General features: G+C 62.9%; 24 protein-coding genes. 13 read left to right on the top strand and 11 right to left on the bottom strand.

The window, feature by feature from the left end; all coding sequences use genetic code 11:
• The first annotated feature begins 14 nt into the window (after positions 1 to 14).
• From ABDX79_RS13100 to ccoS, 3 genes are read left to right on the top strand one after another with little or no spacing between them, the layout of a single operon-like run.
• On the top strand, positions 15 to 509 hold the full coding sequence (locus ABDX79_RS13100) for a FixH family protein (RefSeq protein WP_346220738.1): 495 nt from the start codon (positions 15 to 17) through the stop codon (positions 507 to 509).
• Positions 506 to 2806 (top strand): heavy metal translocating P-type ATPase, encoded by a 2301-nt coding sequence (locus ABDX79_RS13095; RefSeq protein WP_346220737.1) that lies wholly within the window; start codon positions 506 to 508, stop codon positions 2804 to 2806. Before ABDX79_RS13100 ends, ABDX79_RS13095 begins: the two co-directional genes overlap by 4 nt.
• Positions 2803 to 2943, top strand: a complete 141-nt coding sequence (gene ccoS, locus ABDX79_RS13090) for a cbb3-type cytochrome oxidase assembly protein CcoS (protein WP_346220736.1) — start codon at positions 2803 to 2805, stop codon at positions 2941 to 2943. The genes ABDX79_RS13095 and ccoS overlap by 4 nt, the downstream gene beginning before the upstream one ends.
• Positions 2944 to 3128: 185 nt before the next feature.
• On the opposite strand, the gene ABDX79_RS13085 is transcribed toward ccoS, so the two are convergent.
• From ABDX79_RS13085 to ABDX79_RS13075, 3 genes are all read right to left on the bottom strand, one after another.
• Positions 3129 to 3911 (bottom strand): enoyl-CoA hydratase/isomerase family protein, encoded by a 783-nt coding sequence (locus ABDX79_RS13085; RefSeq protein WP_346220735.1) that lies wholly within the window; start codon positions 3909 to 3911, stop codon positions 3129 to 3131.
• Between the two features lie 101 nt (positions 3912 to 4012).
• Complete coding sequence (locus ABDX79_RS13080; protein WP_346220734.1) at positions 4013 to 4780, bottom strand: fumarylacetoacetate hydrolase family protein; 768 nt, start codon at positions 4778 to 4780, stop codon at positions 4013 to 4015.
• A 25-nt stretch (positions 4781 to 4805) separates the two neighbouring features.
• Positions 4806 to 5480 carry a GntR family transcriptional regulator gene (locus ABDX79_RS13075; protein WP_346220733.1) on the bottom strand — a complete coding sequence of 225 codons (675 nt, stop codon included), beginning with the start codon at positions 5478 to 5480 and terminating at the stop codon, positions 4806 to 4808.
• 265 nt (positions 5481 to 5745) lie between these two features.
• On the opposite strand from ABDX79_RS13075, the gene dctP reads away from it, so the two are divergent.
• The 5 genes from dctP to ABDX79_RS13050 all read left to right on the top strand — a co-directional run bounded on the left by dctP (position 5746) and on the right by ABDX79_RS13050 (position 11725).
• Complete coding sequence (gene dctP / locus ABDX79_RS13070; protein ID WP_346220732.1) at positions 5746 to 6750, top strand: TRAP transporter substrate-binding protein DctP; 1005 nt, start codon at positions 5746 to 5748, stop codon at positions 6748 to 6750.
• Between the two features lie 208 nt (positions 6751 to 6958).
• Positions 6959 to 7510 (top strand): TRAP transporter small permease subunit, encoded by a 552-nt coding sequence (locus ABDX79_RS13065; protein WP_346220731.1) that lies wholly within the window; start codon positions 6959 to 6961, stop codon positions 7508 to 7510.
• Entirely contained in the window at positions 7507 to 8835 is a 1329-nt protein-coding gene (locus ABDX79_RS13060) for a TRAP transporter large permease (protein ID WP_346220730.1), read from the top strand. The genes ABDX79_RS13065 and ABDX79_RS13060 overlap by 4 nt, the downstream gene beginning before the upstream one ends.
• Entirely contained in the window at positions 8832 to 10205 is a 1374-nt protein-coding gene (locus ABDX79_RS13055) for a malonyl-CoA decarboxylase (RefSeq protein WP_346220729.1), read from the top strand. Before ABDX79_RS13060 ends, ABDX79_RS13055 begins: the two co-directional genes overlap by 4 nt.
• The gene (locus ABDX79_RS13050; RefSeq protein WP_346220728.1) at positions 10202 to 11725 is read left to right on the top strand and encodes a malonate--CoA ligase; all 1524 of its coding nucleotides are present in this window, start codon (positions 10202 to 10204) and stop codon (positions 11723 to 11725) included. The genes ABDX79_RS13055 and ABDX79_RS13050 overlap by 4 nt, the downstream gene beginning before the upstream one ends.
• A 74-nt stretch (positions 11726 to 11799) precedes the next feature.
• Here ABDX79_RS13050 and ABDX79_RS13045 read toward each other — a convergent pair whose 3' ends face one another.
• Entirely contained in the window at positions 11800 to 12102 is a 303-nt protein-coding gene (locus ABDX79_RS13045) for a putative quinol monooxygenase (protein WP_346220727.1), read from the bottom strand.
• A 238-nt stretch (positions 12103 to 12340) separates the two neighbouring features.
• Here ABDX79_RS13045 and greA point away from each other — a divergent pair, with 238 nt between their 5' ends.
• Positions 12341 to 12811: a transcription elongation factor GreA gene (gene greA, locus ABDX79_RS13040; RefSeq protein WP_346220726.1), complete on the top strand. Its 471-nt coding sequence runs from the start codon at positions 12341 to 12343 to the stop codon at positions 12809 to 12811.
• Positions 12812 to 12879: 68 nt separating this feature from the next.
• On the opposite strand, the gene ABDX79_RS13035 is transcribed toward greA, so the two are convergent.
• Together ABDX79_RS13035 and dapE are read right to left on the bottom strand one after the other, a co-directional pair.
• Positions 12880 to 13458 carry a hypothetical protein gene (locus ABDX79_RS13035; RefSeq protein ID WP_346220725.1) on the bottom strand — a complete coding sequence of 193 codons (579 nt, stop codon included), beginning with the start codon at positions 13456 to 13458 and terminating at the stop codon, positions 12880 to 12882.
• A 1-nt stretch (position 13459) separates the two neighbouring features.
• Positions 13460 to 14671 (bottom strand): succinyl-diaminopimelate desuccinylase, encoded by a 1212-nt coding sequence (gene dapE / locus ABDX79_RS13030; protein WP_346220724.1) that lies wholly within the window; start codon positions 14669 to 14671, stop codon positions 13460 to 13462.
• A gap of 152 nt (positions 14672 to 14823) precedes the next feature.
• Between dapE and ABDX79_RS13025 the strand changes: the two genes are divergently transcribed.
• A complete protein-coding gene (locus tag ABDX79_RS13025) occupies positions 14824 to 15534 on the top strand; it encodes a lytic transglycosylase domain-containing protein (RefSeq protein ID WP_346220723.1) in 711 nt (236 codons plus the stop codon).
• Positions 15535 to 15540: 6 nt separating this feature from the next.
• On the opposite strand, the gene ABDX79_RS13020 is transcribed toward ABDX79_RS13025, so the two are convergent.
• The 4 genes from ABDX79_RS13020 to ABDX79_RS13005 all read right to left on the bottom strand — a co-directional run bounded on the left by ABDX79_RS13020 (position 15541) and on the right by ABDX79_RS13005 (position 20317).
• Positions 15541 to 16305: a phosphodiester glycosidase family protein gene (locus ABDX79_RS13020; RefSeq protein ID WP_346220722.1), complete on the bottom strand. Its 765-nt coding sequence runs from the start codon at positions 16303 to 16305 to the stop codon at positions 15541 to 15543.
• Positions 16306 to 16554: 249 nt separating this feature from the next.
• A complete protein-coding gene (gene dapD, locus ABDX79_RS13015; protein ID WP_346220721.1) occupies positions 16555 to 17409 on the bottom strand; it encodes a 2,3,4,5-tetrahydropyridine-2,6-dicarboxylate N-succinyltransferase in 855 nt (284 codons plus the stop codon).
• Between the two features lie 164 nt (positions 17410 to 17573).
• A complete protein-coding gene (locus ABDX79_RS13010) occupies positions 17574 to 18989 on the bottom strand; it encodes a ChaN family lipoprotein (protein ID WP_346220720.1) in 1416 nt (471 codons plus the stop codon).
• Positions 18990 to 19090: 101 nt separating this feature from the next.
• Positions 19091 to 20317 carry a lytic murein transglycosylase gene (locus ABDX79_RS13005; protein WP_346220719.1) on the bottom strand — a complete coding sequence of 409 codons (1227 nt, stop codon included), beginning with the start codon at positions 20315 to 20317 and terminating at the stop codon, positions 19091 to 19093.
• A 222-nt stretch (positions 20318 to 20539) separates the two neighbouring features.
• Between ABDX79_RS13005 and ABDX79_RS13000 the strand changes: the two genes are divergently transcribed.
• Positions 20540 to 21496, top strand: a complete 957-nt coding sequence (locus ABDX79_RS13000) for a formate/nitrite transporter family protein (RefSeq protein WP_346220718.1) — start codon at positions 20540 to 20542, stop codon at positions 21494 to 21496.
• Positions 21497 to 21651: 155 nt separating this feature from the next.
• Here the strand turns inward: ABDX79_RS13000 and ABDX79_RS12995 are convergent, their stop codons facing one another.
• Entirely contained in the window at positions 21652 to 22230 is a 579-nt protein-coding gene (locus tag ABDX79_RS12995; RefSeq protein ID WP_346220717.1) for a hypothetical protein, read from the bottom strand.
• A gap of 170 nt (positions 22231 to 22400) precedes the next feature.
• Between ABDX79_RS12995 and thrC the strand changes: the two genes are divergently transcribed.
• Together thrC and ABDX79_RS12985 are read left to right on the top strand one after the other, a co-directional pair.
• Positions 22401 to 23810, top strand: a complete 1410-nt coding sequence (gene thrC, locus ABDX79_RS12990; RefSeq protein ID WP_346220716.1) for a threonine synthase — start codon at positions 22401 to 22403, stop codon at positions 23808 to 23810.
• Positions 23807 to 25117: a M16 family metallopeptidase gene (locus ABDX79_RS12985; protein WP_346220715.1), complete on the top strand. Its 1311-nt coding sequence runs from the start codon at positions 23807 to 23809 to the stop codon at positions 25115 to 25117. Before thrC ends, ABDX79_RS12985 begins: the two co-directional genes overlap by 4 nt.
• Positions 25118 to 25143: the final 26 nt, after the last annotated feature.

Raw genomic sequence — 25143 nt, 5'->3', positions numbered from 1 at the left:
AGGAGACCCATCCCATGCTCGACACGATCCTCGCACGCCGGGAATTCACCGGCTGGCACATGCTGGCGATCATGCTCGCCTTCTTCGGCACAGTCATCGCCGTCAATGTCACGATGGCGATCTACGCCGCCTCCACCTGGAGCGGCCTCGTCGTCGAGAACAGCTATGTGGCGAGCCAGCATTTCGATACGGACGCAGCGGAACGCCGCCGAGAAAACGGCCTCGGCTACCGGCTCGCGGCGACCTATGGGAACGGCACATTCTCGCTCGACGCATTTCAGGCCGGCGAGCCGCGCGCCATCGAGAGCGTGACCGTCGACCTCGGACGCCCGGTCGGGGCCGTCGAGACGCTCGTGCTCGAAAACACCGGCGGCAATGGGCGTAGCGCAAACATCGATCTTGCGCCCGGTGCCTGGGAGGCTGACGTGACGGCCGTCCTTTCCGATGGTGAGCGGCTGGAGCGGGTCATCCGGTTCGAAGTTCCAAACGATAGGGGCGCGGAACGATGAGCTGCTGCGCCGATCTTGCGACCGTCGATGTCGCCCTCGCCAATGCCGATCCGGACGCCCTGCGCCGCCGCGAAGAGCTGCTCCACGCGGCCCGCAGGCTGGAGGATGGGGACAGCGAATACGTGTTCAGCGCGCCCGCGATCCATTGCGGCGCGTGCATCGCCGCGATCGAGGACGCGCTTTCGCGAGAGCCGGGCGTCGTCTCCGCACGGGTCAATCTCACCTTGCGGCGGATCACACTTCGCCTTGCGCCCGAGACCGATCCCCTTGCGATCGTCAAGCGTCTCGAAGCGCTCGGCTATCCCGCGACCGTCGTCGATCTTGGCGATCTCAGCGATCTTGCAACCAGCCGCCGCTCGGCCGAACTTTTGAAAGCGCTTGCCGTCGCTGGCTTTGCCAGCGCCAATGTCATGCTTTTGTCGGTCTCCGTCTGGTCGGGCGCTGAGGCTTCGACCCGAGACATCTTCCATCTCGTCTCGGCGCTGATCGCGGTTCCGGCGATCGGCTATTCCGGGCGCATCTTCTTTCGTTCCGCGCTCATGGCCCTGCGGGCCGGACGGCTCAACATGGACGTGCCGATCTCCCTCGCGATCCTCTTGGCAACCGGGATGAGCCTCGGCGAAACGCTGACCCACGGCGAGAGCGCCTATTTCGACGCGGCGCTGACCCTGACCTTTTTCCTGCTGATCGGCCGCACGCTGGATGAGCGCATGCGCGAGCGGGCCAGAAGCGCGGTGACGACACTCGCCCGGCTTTCTGCCAAGGGCGCGACTGTGATCGACTGCAGCGAGACCCGCTATGTACCACTCGATGAAATCGAACCCGGCATGCGCCTGTTGCTGACGGCGGGCGAGCGCCTTGCCGTCGACGGGGTCCTTGCCAGCAAGAGCGCCTCGCTCGATCGCTCGCTCGTCACCGGCGAGAGCGATCCGGATGCGGCAGAAGAAGGCACGAGCCTCGAAGCTGGCGTCGTCAATCTCGGCGGACCGATCGAGGTGACGGCGACGAAGCGCGCCGACGCCTCCTTCTTCGCCGAGATCCAGCGCATGATGACGGCGGCGGAAGCCGGCCGGGGCAAGCGCAGCCGGATCGCCGACGAGGTGGCGCGGGTCTATGCGCCCGCCGTCCATATCGTGGCCGCCTTGACCTTTGTCGGCTGGATGGCTCTCGGTTTCGGCTGGTACGCTGCGACCTATGCCGCGATTTCGGTGCTGATCGTCACCTGTCCTTGCGCCCTCGGGCTCGCCGTGCCGGTCGTTCATGTCGTCGCGGCGAGCCGGCTCTTCGAGAACGGCATCCTGATGAAGGATGGCGGCGGCCTTGAAAAGCTCGCGGGCGTCACCCGCGCAATCTTCGACAAGACAGGCACGCTCACGACCGGCCAGCCGGAGATTGCCCGCTCGGAGATCTCTGAGACGGAAGCCGGGCTGGCGCTAGCGCTGGCAAATGCCTCCAGCCATCCGGCCTCGAAGGCCCTGGCCAGCCATTTGCGCGGCGCTGCCCCACGATTGGTCGATGATATCCGTGAACATCCCGGCCTCGGCATGGAGGGGCGTTGCGCAGGAAGGCGCATCCGTCTCGGTCAAGCCGAATGGGTTTCAATGATTGCCATGGCCGACACGGACCGACCCAAAGCCGGCCTTGCCTTCGCGATCGCGGGCGAACCGCTACGCGCCGTGACCCTCACTGAGCGTCTTCGCCCGGAAGCCCGTGAGACCGTCGACGCGCTCTCAAATGCCGGGATCACGAGCGAAATCCTCTCCGGCGATGCGGAGCCGCAGGTTCAGCGGATCGCTGCCGACCTCGGCCTTCACTTTGCTGCGCGCCAGACGCCGCAGGACAAGATGGCCGTCATCGCCGCGCGCCAGAGCGAGGGAAACCGCGTTCTGATGGTGGGCGACGGGCTCAATGACGCACCGAGCCTTGCCGCCGGCGATGTTTCCATGGCCCCGGCCTCGGCTTGCGATGTCGGGCGGCTTGCCGCCGACTTCGTCTTCACCCGCGAGGGCTTGTCCAGCGTTGCCATCGCGCTGGTCATTGCGCGCCGCGCGCGCCGCCTTGTCAATCAGAATTTCGGCCTCGCCTTTGCTTATAACGTCGTCGCCGTGCCGCTGGCGATGGCGGGGGTCCTGACGCCGCTTCTCGCCGCGATCGCGATGTCGCTCTCATCGATCCTCGTCGTCGCCAACAGCCTGCGGCTCGCAGGCCCCAACCGTGGCGGAGTCATGACAGCGAAGCCCCGCGAAAAGGAAAACTTCGGGAGCCGGACCATCAACGAAATCGGAGCGCCTGCATGAACCTGCTCCTTTTCCTTATCCCCCTCGCTCTCTTTCTTGGCGGTCTCGGCCTTGCGGCCTTCTTCTGGAGCCTGAAAAGCGGTCAATATGACGACATGGAAGGCGCGGCGGAGCGCGTCCTGCTGGACGACGACTGACGAGAGACAGCAGCCGGCCGAAACCGCCATGCCTGCAACGGCCTTATACAGGTGGACATCTGAACGCACCGCTTTCGAAGGTCCGCAAGCAGCCCGAGCGGCGCTTGAGCCACCAGCCGGGTGAGAACTGGCCCGGAGGGTCAGTTCATTCGTCCGGCGGTCTTATCATCGTCTGATCCGGCGATCTATCGCCCGGTCCATTCCGGCTTGCGCTTGCCGAGAAAGGCTTCCATCCCCTCCTTGAAGTCCTCGCTCATATAGGCCGCGACGATGAGGTCGCGGTCGTCCGCCTTCGCGCCCTCGGTCCGCAGCCGGCGCAAGGCCTCCTTGGTGGTCCGCATGGTGATCGGCGCATGCGTTATCAGCGTTTCGGCCAACTCGCTCGCCCGCTGGACGAGCGCGGCGTGATCGTCGACGATCTCGGAGATGAGCCCGATCGCCTGTGCCTCCCCAGCGCCGACGAGACGCGCGGTGAGGAGAATCTCCTTCACGCGCCCTGCCCCCATCAGCTCCGTCAGGCGTGAAAGATTGGCGATGGACAGGCAGTTGCCGAGAGTCCGCGCGATGGGAATTCCGAACTTCAGGTCGGCGGTCGCGACGCGGATATCGCAGGCGGCCGCGATCGCGGCCCCGCCTCCCGTGCAGGCCCGCGAGATCGCAGCGATGGTCGGGACCGGGCAGGCCTCGACCGCACCCATCACCTCGTCCATCTTTTGCTCGTAGTCGAGCGCATCCTGATCGCAGGAAAAGCCCCGGAACTGGGCCATATCCGTGCCGGCCGCGAATGCCTTGTCGCCCGCGCCAATGAGGACGAGGCATTTCACCGAGCCATCGGTCGGCAGGGTGCCGCAGATCTCCGCGATCCTCTCATACATGGCGAAGGTCAGCGCGTTGCGGACCTCAGGACGATTGAGCACTATCCAGCCGACGCCATCGCGGATCTCGTAGAGAAGGTCGGTGTCGGACATGGCTTACCTTTCGGCGGGGCTGACAGGATCGACGCCAAACAGGCGTGCGGCATGGGACGAACAGAAGTGCGGCAATACGGGGGATCGCCGCGACACGACCCTCAGCAATAGGTCATCGAGGCCGAGCCGAGCCCGTCGACATGCCCTTCGATCACCGTACCGGGTTCGACGAAGAGCAACCCCGTCAGCGTGCCCGTCGTCACGATCTGCCCCGGATTGAAGCCGCCGAGATGCGGGCCGATCGTCTTCGCAAAGGCGAGGAAGATCTCAAAGGCATCGCCGCCCGGCACCTTTTGCGGACCGGAGACGACCGTTTCGCCATTGAAGCGCAGGCTCACGATCGGTTCAATCAAGTCCGGATCGCTATCGGCCTGAGGCTCACCCCAGACGAGGCCGCCATTGACCTGATTGTCGGCAAGCTTCAGGGCGTCGGGAAGCGACCGGAAATCCTCGATCCGGCTGTCGACGATCTCGATCACCGGCAAGGCCGTGACACAAGCCCGCGCCTTCGCGGCAAAATCCGCGGTGTTGAAGTCCGGCAGTGGGCGATCGAGACGGAAGGCGATTTCGAGTTCGATCCCGCAGCTCTTGATCTCGCTCGAGGTATATTCCGCACCGGACGGCCGCAGGACGTCCTTATAGACCGGCGCAACGAGAACCGGATCGCTTTCGACCTTCCGGCCCGTCTTGAAGCCGCCGGCCGGCCCGAATGCATCGCAGACGAGCGACTGGACGGCATGGGCCTTGGCCGTCCCGAAGCCGGCACCAAGAAGCTCTGCCTGGGCACGCGAAAGGCGCACGCCGCTCCGCCGTGCGTCGATCAGTTTTTCGGCGAACTGCGCCTCGATGTCGTTGCTCGATCCTGTCACGACCTTTTCCTTGCTTTTCGAAGTGTCATTCGGCGGCGGCGGAGCGGTTCATCGTGTTCACGAATTCGGTGAAACGCTCGCCTTGAACGCTGATGTGTTTTTTCAGCTCCAGTTCGGCGGCGCGGGGTTTGCCGCCGACAATCGCATCAACGATCCGGCGATGTTCTTCAAGGCTTTGTCCGATGCGTTTCGGCACGCGAAGTTGCAGCCGGCGATAAGCCTTCAGGCGCTGGTGCAGGCGCTTGACTTCGGACGCAAGGAACTGGTTGCCGCAGCCATCGTAGATCGCTTCGTGAAAAACGCTGTTTTCCGCATAATAGGTATCAGGATCGCCTGAGCTCGCGGCCTCCTCGCAGGCGGCAAGACTGATCTTCAACCGTTCGAGCGCTTCATCGTCCGCGCGACTTGCCGCAAGCCGGCCAGCCATGCCTTCGAGCTCGGCCATCACTTCCAGCATTTGAACGAGCTCGCTCAGGGAGACTTCCTTCACGAAGGCCCCGCGATAGGGCTGAAGCTCGACAAGACCGGTCGCGACCAGCTGCTGCAGCGCTTCGCGCACGGGCGTTCGCGAGACGGCGAAGCGCCGCGCGATGGCTTGCTCGTCGAGGCGCTGTCCCGGCAAACGCTCTCCGGTCAGAATTTCCTGCTCCAGGCAGTCGCGGATGTCGCCGGTCCGTTTGCGCGCCGCTGGTCCCTTCAAAATACTGTGCCTCCCGATTTTTTCAGGCGTGGATATAGCGGGGCCTCATCCGCAATCCGCTTGATCCCGTCGCGGTCGCGCACCTCGAAAGCGCCTCCGCGCGACCCGCCCGGGCGGCGCGACACCTCATCGCCCGGACCGTTCGAGCATCGACAAACCATAGCTCGTCGGCGCTTGTATACAATATATTTGACATCGCATACAATATCTGATGTCCTGACTGAAACGCGCTGGGAGGCGCGAAATATAACGGGAGGAAATCACCATGAAGACTGCATTGCTTTCGGCGTCACTCGCCTTCGCGCTCACCGGCACAATGCTGGCCAGCACGGCGCTCGCCCAGGATGTCACCCTGCGCGCCTCGCATCAGTGGCCGGGCGGCTCCGGCGACGTGCGCGACGAGATGGTCCAGTTGATCAAGCGGGAGGTCGAGGCCGCCGATGTCGGCCTTTCCATGCAGATCTTCCCGGGCGGATCGTTGTTCAAGCCGCGCGACCAGTGGGCGGCCGTCACGCGCGGTCAGGTCGACATCACGGCCTTTCCGCTTGACTATGCCTCGGGCCGCCATCCGGAATTCTCCGCAACCTTGATGCCGGGCCTCGTGCGCAATCACGATCGCGCTTCGCGCCTCAACGATTCCGAGTTCATGGAGAGGATCAAGAAGATCGTCGACGACGCTGGCGCGATCGTGTTGTCGGACGCCTGGCTCGCAGGCGGCTTCGTATCGAACGAGAAGTGCATCACCTCGCCGGAAACGGCCAAGGGGCAGATCCTGCGCGCCGCAGGTCCGGCCTTCGAACAGATGCTGGTCGGCGCAGGCGCGTCGATTTCGTCGATGCCATCGTCGGAAATCTACACCGGCATCCAGCAAAACGTTCTGACCGGCGCGAACACCTCGTCCGGCTCCCTCGTTTCCTACCGCATCTACGAAGTCTCCAAATGCCTCACGGCACCCGGCGCGAACGCGCTGTGGTTCATGTACGAGCCGATCCTGATGTCGAAGCGCTCCTTCGACCGGCTCAACGACGAGCAGAAGAAGGCGCTGATGGATGCCGGCCAGAAGGCGGAAGAGTATTTCGCGACCGAGGCCGCCAATCTCGATCAGACGCTTGTCGATACCTACAAGGAGAACGGCGTCGAAGTCGTCGAGATGTCCCAGGACGATTATGATGCCTGGCTGAAGATCGCGCAGGAGACCTCCTACAAGGAGTTCGCCGCGGAGGTCCCGAACGGGAAACAGCTGATCGACCAGGCGCTCGCCGTCGAATAGGCGCGATCCGCTGATCGGCCGACCTCGAGCGGGGTCGGCCGATAGCCTCTTCAGCCGGCGGCACCAACGGTCTCTTCCGTTTCAGGAAAGGGGCCGGCAAGGAGCCAGGCGCGCGAAGTCGCTCCAGTCCCGTGTTTTGCAACATGACATCGCCCGAAGCGTCATTCGGCTCTTCGGCGTCATGCACCAACCGTTGGGGGTATACCGGATGCGTGCGTTCATCGCCGCTTCGTCCGCCATATCGAAGATTCTCGGCTTTCTGGCGGCCCTGCTTCTCGCCTCGGCGATCCTGTCCGTCGCGCACATGGTCTTCGTGCGCTACTTCCTTGGACAATCGACCGTATGGCAGACCGAATACACGATCTATGCGATCGTCTGCGCAACCTTCCTCGGAACGCCCTGGACCCTTCTGGTGCGCGGCCACGTCAATGTGGACCTTCTCCAGCTCGCGGCCGGGCCGAAGGTAAGGCTGGTCCTCCAGCTTCTCTCGGCGCTCGCATCGCTTCTCTTTGCAGGGCTCCTCGCCTACGCGACGGTCTTCTACCTGATGGAGACATGGGAGTTCGGCTGGCGCTCGGAAACGGTCTGGGCAGTTCCCTTGTGGATTCCGACCCTGCCGATGGCGGCCGGCTTCGTGATGCTCTGCGTCCAGTATGTCGCCGAGATCCTGCGCCTCTTCGTCGATGGGGCTTACGAGGCCGATGGCGTTCTGGCTGACCAGACGGACCTCTTTTCCGAAACCGCGGAGACCAAACGATGACGCCGCTTCTCTCCGGCCTGGTGATGATGGTCGCGCTGTTCGCCCTGCTCGCGATCGGCACACCGATTGCGTTCGCGCTCGGTCTCGTCGCTTTCGGCGCGCTCTACGCCTCCTATGGCGGCTACTTCCTCGAAACGATCGGAGAACAGTTCTTCTCCTCGATCGCCTCCTTCGGCCTCGTTGCAATCCCCATGTTCATCCTGATGGGAGCGGCGGTCGCGTCCTCACCGGCCGGCAAGGACCTTTACGAGGCCCTCGACAGGTGGCTCAACCGGGTGCCGGGTGGGCTGGTCCTTTCCAATCTCGGGGCCTGTTCGATCTTCTCGGCGCTATCCGGCTCCTCCCCGGCGACCTGCGCCGCCATCGGAAAGATGGGCATTCCGGAAATGCGCAAGCGCGGCTATCCGGCCGAGATCGCATCCGGTTCGATCGCCGCCGGAGGGACGCTCGGCATTCTGATCCCGCCCTCCGTGACGATGATCATCTACGGCATCGCGACCGAGACTTCGATCGGCCGGCTCTTCCTCGCCGGGCTCCTGCCCGGCTTGATGCTGACCGCCTATTTCATGATCTACACGATCTATGCCTGCAAGCGGCAGGGCATCGGGCTTTCGGAACTCACCCAGCGCTACACCATGTCCGAGCGCTTCGCCGCCCTGCCCCGGGTGCTGCCCTTCCTCGCGATCATCGTCGCGGTTCTCTACGTCCTTTACGGCGGGGTCGCGACGCCGTCGGAGGCCGCCGGCATCGGCGCGCTCTTCTGCCTTATCCTCGTTGCAGTCGTCTACGGCATCTTTTCCAAAAGCTGGAAGTTCAACCAGATGCCGGTTATCTTCCGCGACACGCTCAAGGAGAGCGTGATGATCATGATGATCATCGCCGCCGCCGAAATCTTCGCCTTCGCACTCTCTTCCATGTTCATCACCCAGACGATCGCCCAGACGATCGCCGACATGGACGTGAACCGGTGGGTGCTGCTCGCTGTCATCAATCTCTTCCTGCTGGTCGCCGGTTTCTTCCTGCCGCCAGTGGGCGTCATCCTGATGACCGCGCCGATCCTGATCCCGATTATCACCCAAGCCGGCTTCGATCCCTACTGGTTCGCGGTGATCCTGACGATCAACATGGAAATCGGCCTGATCACGCCGCCTGTCGGGCTGAACCTCTATGTCATCAACGGGATTGCGCCCGATATCTCGCTCGGGACAATTCTCAGGGGCTCGATCCCCTATGTCCTCTGCATGGTCGCGGGCATCGTGACCCTGTGCATCTTTCCGCAGATCGCCCTCTTCCTGCCCGACCTCATCATGGGACCGACGCTATGAGCCGCGTTTCGCTTCTTTCAGATCTTCTCGGCTCGCTCGCTCCGAGAGCATGGTTTTCGGATCGGGAGGCCGAGCGGACCGTGAGCGTCGGCGAACTTCGCGATCTTTGTCGCAAGCTCGTGCGCTCCAAGGGCGAGGCGACCGGCGTCAGGATCGCCGCCAATATCCTCGCCGGGCTGCGCGGGCTCGACGCCGAGCGCCACGAGGCCTTCTTCCGTATGCTCGCGGACGATTTCTCGCCCGATCCCAAAGCGCTCGTCGAGACCGCCAGGGCGTTTGCCGCAGATCCAGGTCCGACCACCCTCGCCCGGCTTCAGCACGAGGCGGAGCCGCCGCGTCAGGAACTCTTCCGCCGGCTCAATCTCGCCCCCGGCGGCACCGCCGAGCTCGTGAAACTGCGCGAGAAACTGCTGCCGCTCGTTGCCAAGGATCGGGAAACGTTCAAGCCGGTCGACATGGACCTCCGCCATCTCTTCGGCTCTTGGTTCAATCGCGGTTTCCTGGTGCTGAAGCCAATCGACTGGAACACCTCCGCGAAGCTTCTCGAAAAGATCATCGAATACGAGGCCGTCCACGCCATCGACAGCTGGGATGCCCTGCGCTCACGCCTCGCGCCGAGCGATCGTCGCTGCTTTGCCTTCTTCCATCCCTCGATCCCCGACGATCCTCTGATCTTCGTCGAGGTCGCTCTCACCCGTGAGATTCCGGCGTCCATAGGCGAGGTTCTGACGGACGAGCGCGAGCATCTTGCCGCGAACGAGGCAGAGACGGCCACCTTCTATTCGATCTCGAACTGCCACAAGGGCCTTGCCGGGGTCTCTTTCGGCTCGTTCCTGATCAAGCAGGTCGCCGAGGATCTGAAGGAGAGCATTCCGAACCTCAAGACCTTCGTGACGCTCTCTCCGGTGCCGACATTCATGGCCTGGCTCCGCGATCTCGATGAAGCCCAGAAAGACCAATTGGAAACCAGCGAAAAACGCGCGCTCACGATCATCGAAGACGAGAATTGGGCGTTCGACGAGGAGAAGGCCGAAGCGGCCAAAGCCGGGCTTCTTTCGCTCGCGGCCCGCTATTTCCTTCTCGCCAGGCGCGGCGACGGCCAGCCGGTCGATCCGGTGGCGCGGTTTCATCTCGGCAATGGCGCAATGCTGAACCGCATCATGCATCGCGGCGACATTTCAAAAAGCGGGCTTTCGCGCGCGGCCGGCCTGATGGTGAACTATCTCTACGATCTTCCCCGCGTCGAAGACCGCCACGAAGCCTATGCGGACGCCAGCACCGTGGCGGCGAGCAAGCAGGTGACCAATCTCCTGCCTTCGGGAGCGGAGAAGGCATCGAAGCGCGACAATACCAAGGGCCAAGCAGCATGACGAACCATCTTTTCGACGGCCTTCTGACGAAAGGCCTGAACGCTCCCGAACGCATCTTCGCGACCCTCGTCGACGGGCGCGTCTTCGCCTATGGCGATCTGGAGGCTCACACCGCGCGAATGGCGAACGCCCTCACCGCGCTTGGCGTCGAACCCGGCGACCGCGTCGCCGTGCAGGTGGAAAAATCGATCGAGGCGTTGTTCCTCTATCTCGCCACGGTGCGGGCGGGCGGCGTCTTCCTGCCGCTCAACACCGGCTATACGCCAAGCGAGATCGAATACTTCCTGACCGATGCGAGCCCGCGCGTGTTCGTCTGCGCTCCGTCGAAAGCCGACGCCCTGAGGCCGATCGCCAAGAAGGCTGGCGCAACGCTTGAAACCCTCGGTGTCGCAAGTGCTGACGGACCGCCGAAGGGCACGATTGCAGAAAAGGCGGCGGAGGCGCCCGATCGCTTCGAAACCGTCGCACGCGATGGTAAAGATCTCGGCGCGATCCTCTACACGTCCGGCACGACAGGGCGCTCCAAGGGCGCGATGCTCACCCACGCCAACCTCCTTTCGAACGCTGCGGTTCTGGAGGAAACTTGGGCCTTCACATCGGACGACGTCCTTCTCCATGCTCTCCCGATCTTCCACACCCATGGGCTTTTCGTTGCGACAAACACGGTGATCATTGCCGGCGGCTCGCTGATTTTTCTCGAAAAGTTCGATCTTGACCTCGTCTTCACCCATCTTGGCGCGGCGACCTCGATGATGGGCGTTCCGACCTTCTACACCCGCATGCTGGACGACAAGCGACTCAACCCTGAGACCGCGGGCCATATGCGGCTCTTCACCTCGGGTTCGGCGCCGCTTCTGGCCGAGACCCATCGCGCGTTCGAAAAGCGCACGGGCCAGCGCATTCTCGAGCGCTACGGCATGACCGAGACCAATATGAACACCTCGAACCCCTATGAGGGCGAACGCCGCGCAGGCACGGTCGGCTTCCCGCTGAAAGGAACCGAGCTGAGAATCGTCGGCGAGGACGGGACAGAACTCGCTGAGGGCGAGATCGGCTCGATCGAAGTGCGCGGGCCGAACGTCTTCAAGGGCTACTGGCAGATGCCGGAAAAGACCAAGTCGGAATTTCGCGAGGACGGGTTCTTCGTTACCGGAGATCTCGGACAGATCGACGGGGACGGCTATGTCTCGATTGTCGGGCGCGACAAGGACCTCGTCATTTCGGGCGGCTACAACGTCTATCCGAAGGAGGTCGAGCTTGTGATCGACGAACTCGACGGTGTCGTCGAGAGCGCGGTGATCGGCGTGCCCCATCCCGATTTCGGCGAGGGCGTCGTAGGCGTCGTCGTGACGGACAAGCCCCTTCAAGAAGACGAGATCGTCGCGCCGCTGAAGGAGAAGCTCGCGAAATACAAGCAGCCCAAGCGCATCATCTTCGTCGACGAGATCCCGCGCAACACCATGGGCAAGGTGCAGAAGAACATTCTGCGTGATACCTATGGGGACCTGTTCAGCCGCTGATCACGCGGGCGATCCTCTGGTTTTCAATGTCTCGGTCGGCACATCAATGCCGACCGATGGAAGGGCCGCTGGTATCAGTCCAGCGGTTCCCGGGCCGCGACGTCGATGATCTCCAGCTTGCGCTCCAGCACGGTCACACTCTCAAGGGCGCGGTGCCACTCCGCCACGTGATTGGAACTGCCGTGCCGGCCAAGGTCACCGCGCGTCTCCCACTCCTCGTAGATGCGAACAAGGCCGGGCTCGCTCAGGTCGTCGGCGAAGGAATAGACGCGGCATCCGGGTTCCGCGCGGGTTTTGGCGATCACGGCCTGCGCGTCGCTCCGAACGCTTGCAAGATCGTCCGGCGTCAGTTTCAGAATGCCCGATACGATGATCATGAGATTGCTTGTCCTTGTTTGTTGCCCCGGGCTTCAGCCGCTTGCCCTGTCGATACATCGCACCGCGTGTCGCGCGTCGATACTGGTTCGTTTTCCAGCGACCATGACAGAGCGGAAACCGGCGATTGTTTTACTTTCGATCGTAAAGGGATAGGCTGGCCAACGGAATATGACGCAGGCTGGGTGTCAGCGTCGAGATGAGGCGAATGATCGCCAGCTGCTGGCGAAAGGGTGTGTCATGAGCGTTGCCTTCGTCAAGGAACCAAACGAAGATCAGGTCGAGGTCCTGCCCGATCGCGATCTCGGCAAGGATCCGAACATCGTCACCGCGCGGGGCCTGAAGAAGATCGACGCAGAGCTACAGGCGCTCGACGAACAACGCACAGCCGCGCGGGCCGCGAACGACAAGGTTGCTCTGGCGAACATCCATCGCGACCTGCGCTACTGGACGGCCCGCCGGGCAACCGCGGAACTCGTCGAGCCCAACAAGAACCCGCAGACCGTACAATTCGGAACGCGGGTGACGATCGAACGCGAAGACGGAAGGGAACAGACCTTCACCATCGTCGGCATCGACGAGGCCGATCCGCGCGACGGCTACCTCTCCTATCTCTCGCCGCTCGCCAGAAACCTTGTCGGCAAAAGCATCGGCGACGAGATCAAGGCCGGTGCGAGCAATGCGGAAATCGTCTCGATCGCGGTCGGCTGACCTGCCTCAACCGCTCAGGCGACGGACGGGATGCCAGCCGCAAGCCGATACAGTCGAATGGTCTGACGTCAGATCAGAGGAACGCCGGTCAGGTCCATGACCACGCCATAGCTCAAAAGGCCGGTCGCCAGCATGGCGGCGGTGAGGAAGATCGCGGTCGGCCAGTCATCGAGGATCGAACGGCACAATCGGGCGGTCAGGATGAGAGAGCCGAGCGAGAAGAGCGCACCGACAATGGCGAGATTCGGCCCCATCCCGATGAGCAGAACGAGCGCGAAGTAAGGCGCGAACCCCCAGGCTATCAGGGCCGAGCCCCAATTCGTCGCCACGACGAGCGGCGAGACCTTGCGGCTCCAGCCGATGCGCTTTGCAACGAGAATGAGGATGACGATCGGCAAGATCCAGGCGAAGAGATCCGCGAAGAGATGTGCGCCGAAGGCCTGGGTCGCACTGACGTTTCCGGTCTGATCGCTCCGGCTGCTCGCCTCGAATTCGAGCCAGGACAGAAACAGCGCCGGCAGGGCGACGGGAATAGCCGAGAAGGAGCGGTAGAAGCCGTCGGCGGAGACGTCCAGGCGGGACATCCCACCCTTGCGGCCCATCATCAGCGCCCAGACGCCGGAAAAATTGTTGAGAACCTCGCTCAAATCAGGCGCGGGACTCGGGGTTTGCGGCGAACCAGCGGGAAATGAATTGGTCATAGATCTCGGTCAAAGCTTCCAGGTCAGCCAAGGCAACACGCTCGTCGGTCATATGCATAGTTTGACCTACTAGACCGAACTCTACAACAGGGCAGAAGTCCTTGATAAAGCGGGCATCCGAGGTGCCGCCGGTCGTTGAGAGCTTGGGCGTCCTGCCGGTGACCGCCGCAACCGCGCCGGAAAGGGCCGCAATCAGGTCTTCCGAGCGGGTCAGGAAGGCCTCGGAGGGCCGGCCGCGCCACTCGACCGCGACCGTAGCAGGTTCTTTGCCGGCTCTATATTTCAGGGCGGTTCGCGCCATTTCGACGCGGGCGAGAAGCTCCGCCTTCAAGCTGTCCGGCGTCCAGAGATCCGAGAAGCGGACATTGAAGGAGAGCCGCGCCCGGCCCGGAATGACATTGGTCGCCTCGTTCCCGCTGTCGATCGATGTGATTTCCAGATTGGTCGGCGGAAACGCCTCCGTTCCCTCGTCGAAGGGCGTTTTGAGCAAGGCCTCCGCGATCGCGGTGATCGTTCGCAGCGGATTGTCGGCAAGATGCGGGTAAGCGACATGACCCTGCCGGCCGGTGACGGTGACATGGGCCGAGAGCGAACCGCGCCGGCCAATCTTGATCATGTCGCCGAGCGATTCCGGATTTGTCGGCTCGCCGACGATGCAGGCATCGAGGGATTCGCCGCGCTTGGCCGCCCAGTCGAGCAGCTTGATCGTGCCATTGATCCCCGGCCCCTCTTCATCGCCAGTAATGAGAAGGGAGAGGCGCCCGCCCGGCTCCTCGCCGCGTGCCTTTCGCCGCGCGAGCGCCGCGACGAAGGCTGCGATCCCGCCTTTCATGTCTACGGCACCCCGGCCATAGAGCTCGCCATCGCGAACCTCCGCCGAGAACGGCGGCAGGCTCCAGTCGCTTGTCTCGCCGGTCGGCACCACATCGGTATGACCGGCAAAGCAGAGATGCGAGCCCGTGCCGCGCACTGCGAAGAGGTTCTCTATATCCGGCGTATTCTCATCGGAAAACACGGGCCGTTCGACCGCGAAACCAAGCTCCATCAGCATCGCACCCAGCGCAGACAACGCGCCGCCCTCAGCCGGCGTCACGGACGGGCAGCGGATCAGCTCGCTGAGAATGGCGGCGGGATCGGTCAAATCGCAAACGGAAGGCATGAAACGGCTCGATAAATGGTTCTTCTGGCAGGGCCCGACGATGCGTCTCTGCCACAGCGCGCAAGGGAATGCGACCGCCGACGAGGCTGCCACCGATTTGCCGTGATCGAAGCAGAGCGGATTAAAATTGGTTAACAAGCCGGACCCGTTCCATGCTCCGTTCTTCACGCGCTCCACTCGTCGCCATCGCCCTTGCGGCCATGTCTCTGTCGGCCTGCGTCCCGAACTCCGCTTCGATCCTTGAAAGCGCCGTCCCCACGCCAACAGGACGTCCTGCCGACGCGCCGAGCCAAGTGGCCGTCGCGGCGATCGGCGACGAAAAGGTCTTCCAGCGCGACCGGGAGATCGCGGCCCGCGAAGTCTCGCAGGCCGCCGAAAAGGGAACGGTCTCGGGAAGCGCCGCGATCGACGCACTGATCGAAAAGCACGCGGAGGAAAACGGGCTTCCGGTGGAAATGGCCTATGGCTTCGTGCGCGTCGAAAGCCGCTACAACCCGAAGGCCAAGGGTGCCGGCGTCTACGGCCTATCGCAGATCAAGCCGGCCACGGCGCGCGCCATGGGCTTTTCCGGCTCGGCCGGAGATCTTTTCGATGCCGACACCAATCTGCGCTACGGCATGAAGTATCTGAAGGGCGCCTGGGACAAGGCGGGCCATGATGTCTGCCGCACGGCGATGAAATACAAGGGCGGGCACCGCGCGACCCGCATGACGCGCTCGGCCTCCAGCTACTGCTCGAAGGTGAAGGCGCATATGGCCGAGATCGCCAAGCGAAAGGCCGCCTCGCCTTCCGGCGATCCATCGCCGGCGACCAGCGTTTCGAGCCGGACGGTCGACACCCCGGCGACCTCCACAGGGTCCTGAGTTTCCTCAGTCCTTCCCGGTGACGAGAAGCATCGGCCCAAGCCGATCCCGGCGATAGGCGATCTTCGCTGCCGGGTAGAAGAGGCTGGAGACCTGCCCGTCGAAGAACAGGGCATCCTTCACGCCGACCGTATCGCGGAAGAACAGGGCGAAATCATAGAAATTGATCGGCTTTCGCGTGAGCGCGAGATAGACCGTCTTTCCGTCCTCGCTGACGCCGACCCCGTTGCGCACATAAAGACTGTCCGAGCCGGCAATGAAGCGCGGATGCACGGCCCCGTCGATCAGCAGCATCGGGCCGGACTGGGTTGCAAGCTCCGGAGTGTGGCTTTCGCTCAGATAGCGTTCGGTTTCGCGAATGAAGGCCCGGCCGTTCTCGATAAAAAAGACGCCGTTGGGCCGCAGGGAGAAGTTCCCCGTTCCGGTGCCGAGGACCGCATTCTTGATCGTTTTACCGTCCTGAACGGTGAGGCCGACGGGCCGGCGATCCTCATGGTACATGCCGGCATTCATGGCGAGCGCGACATCGCCGGAAACGCTTGCCGCCGCCTTTTGAAAGGTCTCGTAAGGCTTGCCGGAGGAATCGACCGCACGCAGGTGAAGATCGAAGTCCGATAGCTGCACTTCGCAAAGGATCGTCTCGACCGAGCCGGCCATGGCTGTCCGGCAAATGCCGTCATGACCGGCCGGGAGACCGGGCACGGGAATAAGCCAGCTCAGAAGGCTCGTCGCAAGAACGGCGGGGAAAGAGAGCGAGAAGAGCTTCTTCAAATTGGGCTCCGCGAGGTCGATGAGGTTGTAGGCACCTCACTCTCATCCGTCATTCCCGGCCACCGTGCCGGGAATCCAATCTTGTGAGGCGTGTCCCGGTTGGGAGACAAACGGCTCTTTCACGTATCGCGGGCCGCCACCGCTCTGTATTCTCGGGACGGAGCCCGACAATGACGACGCGGCGAATGCCCGAACCTCATCGTCGAGCCTCGATCCGGATCACTCGCATTCGAAAACTGCGCCCGACGATCAGTTCCGAAGCAGGTCGTTGATCGAGGTCTTGGAACGGGTCTGCTCGTCAACGCGCTTGACGATGACCGCGCAGTAGAGGTTCGGACCCGGCGCACCATTTTCCATGGGCTTGCCGGGCATCGAGCCAGCGACGACAACCGAATAAGGCGGGATCTCACCATAGGATACCTCGCCGGTCGTGCGATCCACGATCTTGGTGGACTTGCCGATATAGACACCCATGCCAAGCACCGAGCCTTCGCGCACGATGCAGCCCTCGACCACCTCCGACCGCGCGCCGATGAAGCAGCCGTCCTCGATGATCGTCGGTCCAGCCTGCAAGGGTTCGAGAACACCGCCGATGCCGACGCCGCCGGACAGATGAACGTTCTTGCCGATCTGTGCGCAGGAGCCGACAGTCGCCCAGCCATCGACCATCGAGCCCTCGTCCACATAGGCCCCGAGATTGACGAAGGATGGCATCAGGACGACGTCCTTGGCGATGAAGGAGCCGCGCCGCACGATCGAGCCCGGAACAGCCCGGAAGCCGGCCTCGCGGAAGCGGGCCTCGCCCCAGCCGGCAAACTTCGATGGCACCTTGTCCCACCAGACGGAACCGCCATTGCCGCCCTCGATCACCTGCATGTCGTTGAGGCGGAAGGAGAGGAGCACGGCCTTTTTCAGCCATTGATGGACGGTCCACTGGCCATCCTCGCCGCGCGAGGCGACACGCGCGGTTCCGTTGTCGAGCATTTCCAGCGATGCCTCGACGGCCTCGCGGACCTCGCCGGTGGTCGATGTGGAGATCGATGCACGATCCTCGAAGGCGGCTTCGATCGTTGTCTCGAGGGCGCTGTGGTCCGTGGCGCTCATCGCGTCGTCCTTATCATGTCGATGTCTTGGAAAAGCGGACACGAAGGTCCGCCCGGAATCGGCGCGGACCCTAGTTCAAGCCAAAGGGCTAATCAATCGTGTCCGGCACCACAAAGCAGTGGAACGGGGCGGAGATTGCGATTTCGGATGAGGATAAAAGCTGCTCAGTTCGCCGCTTTGGTCTTTTCGCCGGCACCCTTCTTCATCATTGCTTCCATTTCGGCGCAATGATCGGTGTCGTTCGCCTTCGGCGTGAAGATCGTGAAGTCGAAGGGTGCGGGCGTTTCGTTCGACATGCCATAGTCGGAGGCTTCGTCGGCGTCGGCTCCGGCGATCTCGACCATCTGCACGGCAACGGCGTCGGACTGACCGGTCAGACCTTCGATGACGGCGGGCACGCCCCGGTCGTTGCGCACATGCCCCGACCCGGCGATGAGGACAGCCGAACCGTTTTCGTCGGCCGCATCGATCATCGCGGCGGCCATCGCGCCGTCACGCAGGCGCTGGGCAAGCTCCATCGGCTTCAATGCCTCTTCAGGCAGAAGACCGCAGTGAGAGGCTTTCAACTCGGCCATGAGATCTTGCGAGAGCGCCGGATCGACGGGCAGATCGAGCCCGAGACGCGCACGGTCGGCCGCCGAAATGCCCTCCCCGGCCTTGGACGAAAACCTGCGCACGGTGTCGCGGTCGAGATTGCCGGCAACGATCGGCAGGCTGTTGTCGAGGGCTGCCTGGAAGACCGGCGCATAGATCGAGAAATCGGGCCAGCCGCGCTCGTTCCAGGAGAGCTTCTTGGCAAGCCCGGAAAGGTCGACCTCCGTACTGGCGTCGAGATTGGCCAGAATATTGGAGAATGTCTCCGGGATCATTTCAAAGACGACCGCGGGATGACGATCTTCGTCAGCTGCGACATCGCGGATGATGCTGGCCTGAAGCCGGTGATGATCCGGATTGTCGTGTATCTCGCCGAGAAGAACGTAACGCGCGCCCTTCACGGCTTTCACCAGACTCTCGGTATCGCTTGGCGAACCATCGGCGGACACGATCGAGCCGACCAGCGGACTGTCCGCATGGATCGACGAAAGCCAGCTCTGTTCGTCCTCGTCGAACAGCTTCGTCGCCAGCGAACGGGGCGCGCCGGAGGTGGGCTCCGTCTCGTCCGAGGTCCCGGATGCGACCGTCGTCAGGAGATCGGAATCGCTTTTGCGATAGGCGGAGGCGAGGCCGCCATTGCCGAGAAGCTCGGGCGAATTCAGCGCGACGCCCGGATTGCGCTCCGCGATCGACTGCAGCGCCTTCACGGCGCCGGAGACGGCCTCGTCATCGCCACCGAACGGCGTCGCCGTGGCGACGGAGATCGTCACGTCCCGGCCCTTCGACTTGAAGGGACTATTCAAGGTCGCTTCGGTCACGGGAACGGAAAACTCGTTGTCGGTCGTCTGCATCGGCAGTTTGTCGATCAGCGCGGTGACGCGATCCGCGAGTGCGATACTCGACGCGCCGATGACGCCCAAGGTGAGCGAGACGATCAGAAACCGGCGCTTCACGAGAAATTCCCCACTGCATCCCCAATGCTTCATGTTCGCGCGCTCCCCAGCACACGTTCACCATACATAAGAGAAGATGTGGCGAAAATATTACAATCCCGTTTGCGGCGGCCGGACGGGTAAACTTTTCATATCTATCGAAGGGAATCGACAAGCCTGCGGGAAGGCCAGCACGTCTCGGGCAAACCGAGCTCGCGCTCGACGGCGCCGATCGATCTGCGCGTCTTGAATCCGGCGAGACCATCGACACCGCCGACATCGAATCCTTTGGCGACAAGCCTTTCCTGCAGCTTTGCGACATCGCCGCGCGTCAGTCTGTCCGATGCCTTCCAGCCTGCGGAGAACGCGCCGGAGCCCATCATCCGATCGGCCGCATGACCGACGAAAAGCGCATAAAGGTCCGAATTGTTGTAGGTCTTGATCACATAAAAGTTCCCGGTCGCGACGAACATCGGCCCCATCCGCCCTGCCGGCATCATCACATGGCCCGTCTCGTCGATCTCGCGGTCCGGAAAGGGACGGCCGGAAACGCGCGCAACGCCGTCCCTTACATAAGCCGAGATTGGTCGTCCCTGGTCCGGCCCTTCCGTTGTGCAGGACACAGCGATCGGAATATCGGCCTCGAAACCCCAGTCACGCCCGCTCTTCCAGCCGTGTTCCTTCAGATAATTCGCGATCGAGGCCAGTGTGTCGGGCACGGAATTCCAGATGTCGCGCTTGCCGTCACCATCGAAATCCACGGCATAGTCCAGATATTTCGACGGCATGAATTGCGGCTGCCCGAGCGCGCCCGCCCAGGACGAACGCATGGCATCGACGGGCCTGTCGCCGTTTTCCGCGATCTGAAGCGCGGCCAGAAGCTCCCCGCGAAACATGTCCTTGCGCCGGGAGAGCCAAGCCTTGGTGCCGAGCACTTCGAAGACGTCGTGCGGGATCGAAGCGTTTCCGAAGGCGGACTCGCGCCCCCAGATCGCGACGATGATCGGCGCTGGAACGCCGTAGCGCTCCTCGATCCGCGACAGGATATCGGCGTGCCGGGCAAGCAGCTCCCGGCCCGTTCGGACCGTTGATGCGAGCGCGCGCTCGGACAGATAGGACGAGCCATCCTTGAACTCGGCCTGGAAGTTGATCTCGGCGACCGTTTTGCTGGAGCCGGGCAGCTGCAGATCGGGCAGCTTGGTGTTGGGCGACACGCCCTGAAACGCCCGGTCGAAGACCGCGCGCGAAACACCGCTCACCTTTGCCTCGGGCCAGATCTCCTCTTCCAGAAACGAGCGGAAGCCCGCCTTCAACGAAGGCGCGGCCCCTGCCGAACCCAAAGCCAGGAATAACGTCGCGAAAAATATCAGCAGGAAGCGCATGAAACCGTCATATCCTCAAGCTGAGGCAAAATCTGAGACAATCATTTACTCTTGCGAACTTGCCCCGGCACGAACGGCAAGATGGTGGCTGCCGTTCATAGCGGCCATGCGTCACGAGGATTAGAAGATCACGCATGAAGGACTAACTGTATGCTGCTAACCAGGCCGGGTAATTCGAGCGGCGCATCGTTTCGAACCCTCTTCCGCGAAAATGGCGAGTGAATGACCGACAAGAAGACCGAAGACCGCGCGACACCCCTCAGCGAGGACCAGGACCTCAACAAGGAAGCTATCCAGAAGTTCGCCAAAGGCGGTCAACGCCATGCCAGCGAGGTGACAGAACACCGACTGGAAAACGAGGGATCGTCGCTGACCCAGGGCGAACTCGAGGAAGTCGACCACCGCATGAAGCTGCGCCCGCTGGCGGTTTACGAGATTGTGCGGCAGGAGGGCGAAGACGAGCTCACCCGGCCCTATCGTTCGCTCTGGTGGTCCGGTCTCGCGGCAGGTCTCGCGATCGGCTTTTCGGTTTATACCAGGGCCGCGATGCGTTCCTATCTGCCGGATGCGGAGTGGACCCCGCTTCTCGACAGCATCGGCTATTCGGTGGGCTTTCTCATCGTCATCCTCGGGCGACAGCAGCTTTTCACGGAAATCACGCTGACGGCTGTTCTACCGTTGCTCGCGCGGCCGACCCCGCGCGGCTTTTTCGCCGTCGCACGGCTCTGGGCCATCGTCCTTCTCGCCAACATGGTCGGGACGGCGGTCTTTGCGCTCGGCATCGCGGTCGATATCCTGAACGCGCCGCACATCGTCGAAGCCGCTATCGAAATATCGCGGGAAGCAACCACGGGCTCGTTCCATCACCTCTTGCTCCGTGGCATCGCGGCAGGCTGGCTGATGGCCACCGTCGTCTGGCTCATGCCGTCGGCCAAGGGCTCAGGGTTCATCGTGATCGCGCTTTTGACCTCGCTGATCGCGCTCTTCCACCTGGCCCACGTGGTGGCGGGATCGGTCGAGGCCTTGACGCTCGTCTTCATCGGCGAACGGGGTTTCTTCGACACGCTGATCAACTTCCACCTGCCGGCGCTGATCGGAAACATCCTCGGCGGCTCGGCCCTCTTCGCGCTGATCAGCTATGGTCAGGTCGCAGACGAGCTCGACGAAAAAGGAAACTGAGGGCGGGCCTCTCCTTGAAAACAAGAAGCGCCCGGAGCGATCCGGGCGCGGTCATTTTGGTGCGCGATGGCATCCGACGAAGTCGGCCGCCGCGCGCCTCACCGCTGCGAAGGATGCGGCCGTAAAAGAATATCCCGCTCATCCTTGGCCTGAGTTTAAGACGGTGGACCTTCGTCGAAACCGGTGAACACCTTGATGTTCTGTTCCTTGGGTTCGGCGAAGATGATCCGGTCGTCGGTGTAGGTGAAGTTCTGTGCGTCACCGCCAGCGGTCGCCGTCGTCGGAACCCGGCCGAGTTCGGAATAGATCACATCGTCGCCGCGAAGGACGGCGATGCGCAATGGAAGCTGCACGGCGCCGGGCGCAGCAGGTCCCGGCGCGATCCGGCCGCCGACATCAACCTTCATGCGAAGCTGGCCATCGACGATCCGACAGGTGCTCTGCGCGCCGATGATGTTGGCGCTGTAGGCAAGCTCGCTGCCCTGATCCTTGTCGAGAACGCCCGTGCCCTGACGAACCTCCACGGCCGGACAATAGGACGCGGCGGTTCCCAGTGCGCTGAATCCCGCCTGCTGACTGTTCGGCACCGGCGGCGGGGCGGCGCTCGCAGCCGTTTCCTCCAGCCCGGCACCGGTCCCCACCGAAGAGCAAGCCGTCAGCATTGCGCTCGTCAAGACTGCGGCAAGCGACAGATGGGAGCGACGGAGAGTGAGGCGCAGCTTACTCTGAATCATCGATCGGTTCTTCCCTTTCCCTTGGACGAGGGTCTATATCAGGCCCTTATGCCGGACGCGACGCGTCAGCAATATGAGAGAATCAAGGCTTTTACGCCGCAAGATGACAAAGCCAAGGCAGACGGCGCCTCAAAGAAGCCACCCGCAAGACGCCGGCATTGGGAGACGATGTGGATTACGTAAGCACACGGGGAGAGGCACCCCGCCTCGGATTTGCCGATACGCTACTGGCGGGGCTCGCCAGCGATGGCGGACTTTATGTCCCGAACGCATGGCCGCAGCTGACGCAGGAGACGATCCGCTCCTTCCGCGGCAGGCCGTATAGCGAAGTCGCCTATGAGGTGATCGCGCCGTTTGTGGGGAAAGATATCGCACCGGACGATCTGAAGCGCATGATCGACGATGCCTATGCGACCTTCCCCCATCCGGCGGTCGCCCCGCTCGTGCAGATTGGCGCAAATCACTTCCTTCTCGAACTTTTCCATGGGCCGACGCTGGCCTTCAAGGACGTCGCCATGCAGCTGATCTCGCGGCTGATGGATCATGTCCTCACTGAGCGAAACCAGCGCGCGACCATCGTCGGCGCGACGTCCGGCGATACGGGCGGTGCCGCGATCGCGGCTTTCGCGGGCAGCGAGCGTGCCGATATCTTCATCCTGTTCCCCGACAGCCGGGTCTCGCCCGTCCAGCAGCGCCAGATGACGACGAGCGGGGCGGAGAACGTTCACGCCGTTTCCGTCGACGGAACCTTCGACGATTGCCAGGCTCTCGTGAAGGCGATGTTCAACGACCAGCGCTTCCGTCAGGAGGTCGGGCTCTCGGGCGTCAACTCGATCAACTGGGGCCGGATCATGGCCCAGATCGTCTATTATTTCACCGCAGCAGCCTCCCTCGGCGCTCCCGATCGGTCTGTCTCCTTCACGGTGCCGACCGGAAATTTCGGCGATATCTTCGCCGGATTCGCGGCCAAACGCATGGGGCTGCCGATCGACCGGCTGATCGTTGCAACCAATGCAAACGACATCCTCGACCGCACACTGAAGACAGGCCGCTACGAGACCGATGGCGTCGAAGCGACCATGTCCCCTTCGATGGACATTCAGGTCTCCTCGAATTTCGAACGACTGATCTTCGAGGCGGGCGGACGCGACGCCGATCTCGTGCGCAGGCTCATGCAGCAGCTGACCCAGTCCGGAGCCTTCACGCTGCCGGATGCCGTTGCAGAGAAAATCCGCGACGAATTCAACGCAGGACGGACCGGCGAGACGGAAACCGCGAGCACCATCAAGGCCGTTCTGACCCATCAGGCCTATCTGCTCGATCCGCACACGGCGGTCGCCGTCAATGTCGCGGACGATTTCCTGAGCGAAGCGCCGATGGTGACCCTTTCGACGGCCCATCCCGCGAAATTTCCCGACGCCGTGGAAAAAGCGTGCGGCAGAACGCCGGAACTGCCGCCCAGCCACGCCGGCCTGATGCAGAAGCGCGAGCGATTCGACACGATCGCCAATGACTTGAGCGAGCTTCAAGATTTCATCCGCCAGCGTTCGCGCGCCGGCAACGGCGCGGAGGTCGCATGACCCAGAAAATCACGCGGCTCGACAATGGCCTCACCGTCGTCACCGACAAGATGGACAATCTGGAAAGCGCCGCGCTCGGCTTCTGGGTGAAAACCGGTGCCCGCGACGAGAATGTGGGCGAGCACGGCATCGCCCATCTCCTCGAACATATGGCCTTCAAGGGCACGGCACGACGCAGCGCCCGCGACATCGCCGAAGAGATCGAGAATGTCGGCGGCGAGCTGAACGCCGGGACGAGCGTCGAATCGACGTCCTACTATGCCCGCGTCCTCAAGGACGATGTTCCGCTCGCGCTCGACATCCTGTCCGACATCCTCCTGAACTCACGCTTCGATCCCGACGAACTCGAACGCGAACAGCATGTGATCCTGCAGGAGATCGGCGCCGCCGAGGATACGCCCGACGACATCGTCTTCGACCATTTTCAGGAAACCGCCTTCACAGGCCAGATCGTCGGTCGCCCGATTCTCGGGACACGCGACAGCGTCCGCAGTTTCTCGCCCGACGACCTGAGGGCCTATCTCGACCGCCAATACGGCCCCGACCGGCTGGTCGTCTCGGCCGCGGGCGCCGTCGATCACGATGCGATCGTCTCCCAGGTCTCCGGTCTCTTCGAACACCGTAAGAGCCTGATCCTCGAGCCGGCGAGCGGCGAACGCAGCCCGGCGCGCTATACCGGCGGCGAATACCGCGAAAGCCGCGATCTCGCCGATGCGCAACTGCTGATCGGGTTCGAGGGACGGCCCTATTACAAGCGCGATTTCTACGCCTCGCAGGTCCTCTCCATGGTACTCGGTGGCGGCATGTCGTCCCGGCTGTTCCAGGAGATCCGCGAGCGGCGGGGTCTGTGCTATTCGATCTACGCCTTTCACTGGAGCTTTTCCGACTCCGGCCTCTTCGGCATCCATGCCGCAACGGGTGAAAACGAGCTGCAGGAACTGGCGGAAACGATCGTCGAGGAACTCGGCAAGGCGAGCGAGACCATCACTGCGGTCGAGGTGGACCGGGCGCGGGCGCAGATGCGTTCCAGCCTGATGATGGGTCAGGAAAGCCCCGCCGTCAGGGCCGGGCAGATGGCACGCCAGCTGATGTTCAACGGCGCGATCATCTCGACCGAGGAACTGTTCGACCGGCTCGCGGCAATCGACGCTGGGCGCTTGCGGGATCTCGCCGGCCGTCTCTTCCTCGACGGTCAGCCGACCATCGCCGCCATCGGCAAGCTCGACCATCTTGCCACCGCCGAATCCCTTGCTATGCCGCTGAAGACGGGCTCGGCCCGGCATCAAGGCGTCGCAGGCATGGCCTGACGCGGGCCGATGCACCTCCTAGATGC

The sequence above is a fragment of the Fulvimarina fulva genome, from assembly GCF_039652615.1.
Taxonomy (GTDB): domain Bacteria; phylum Pseudomonadota; class Alphaproteobacteria; order Rhizobiales; family Rhizobiaceae; genus Fulvimarina.
This window is presented reverse-complemented; position numbering and strand designations above follow the sequence as displayed.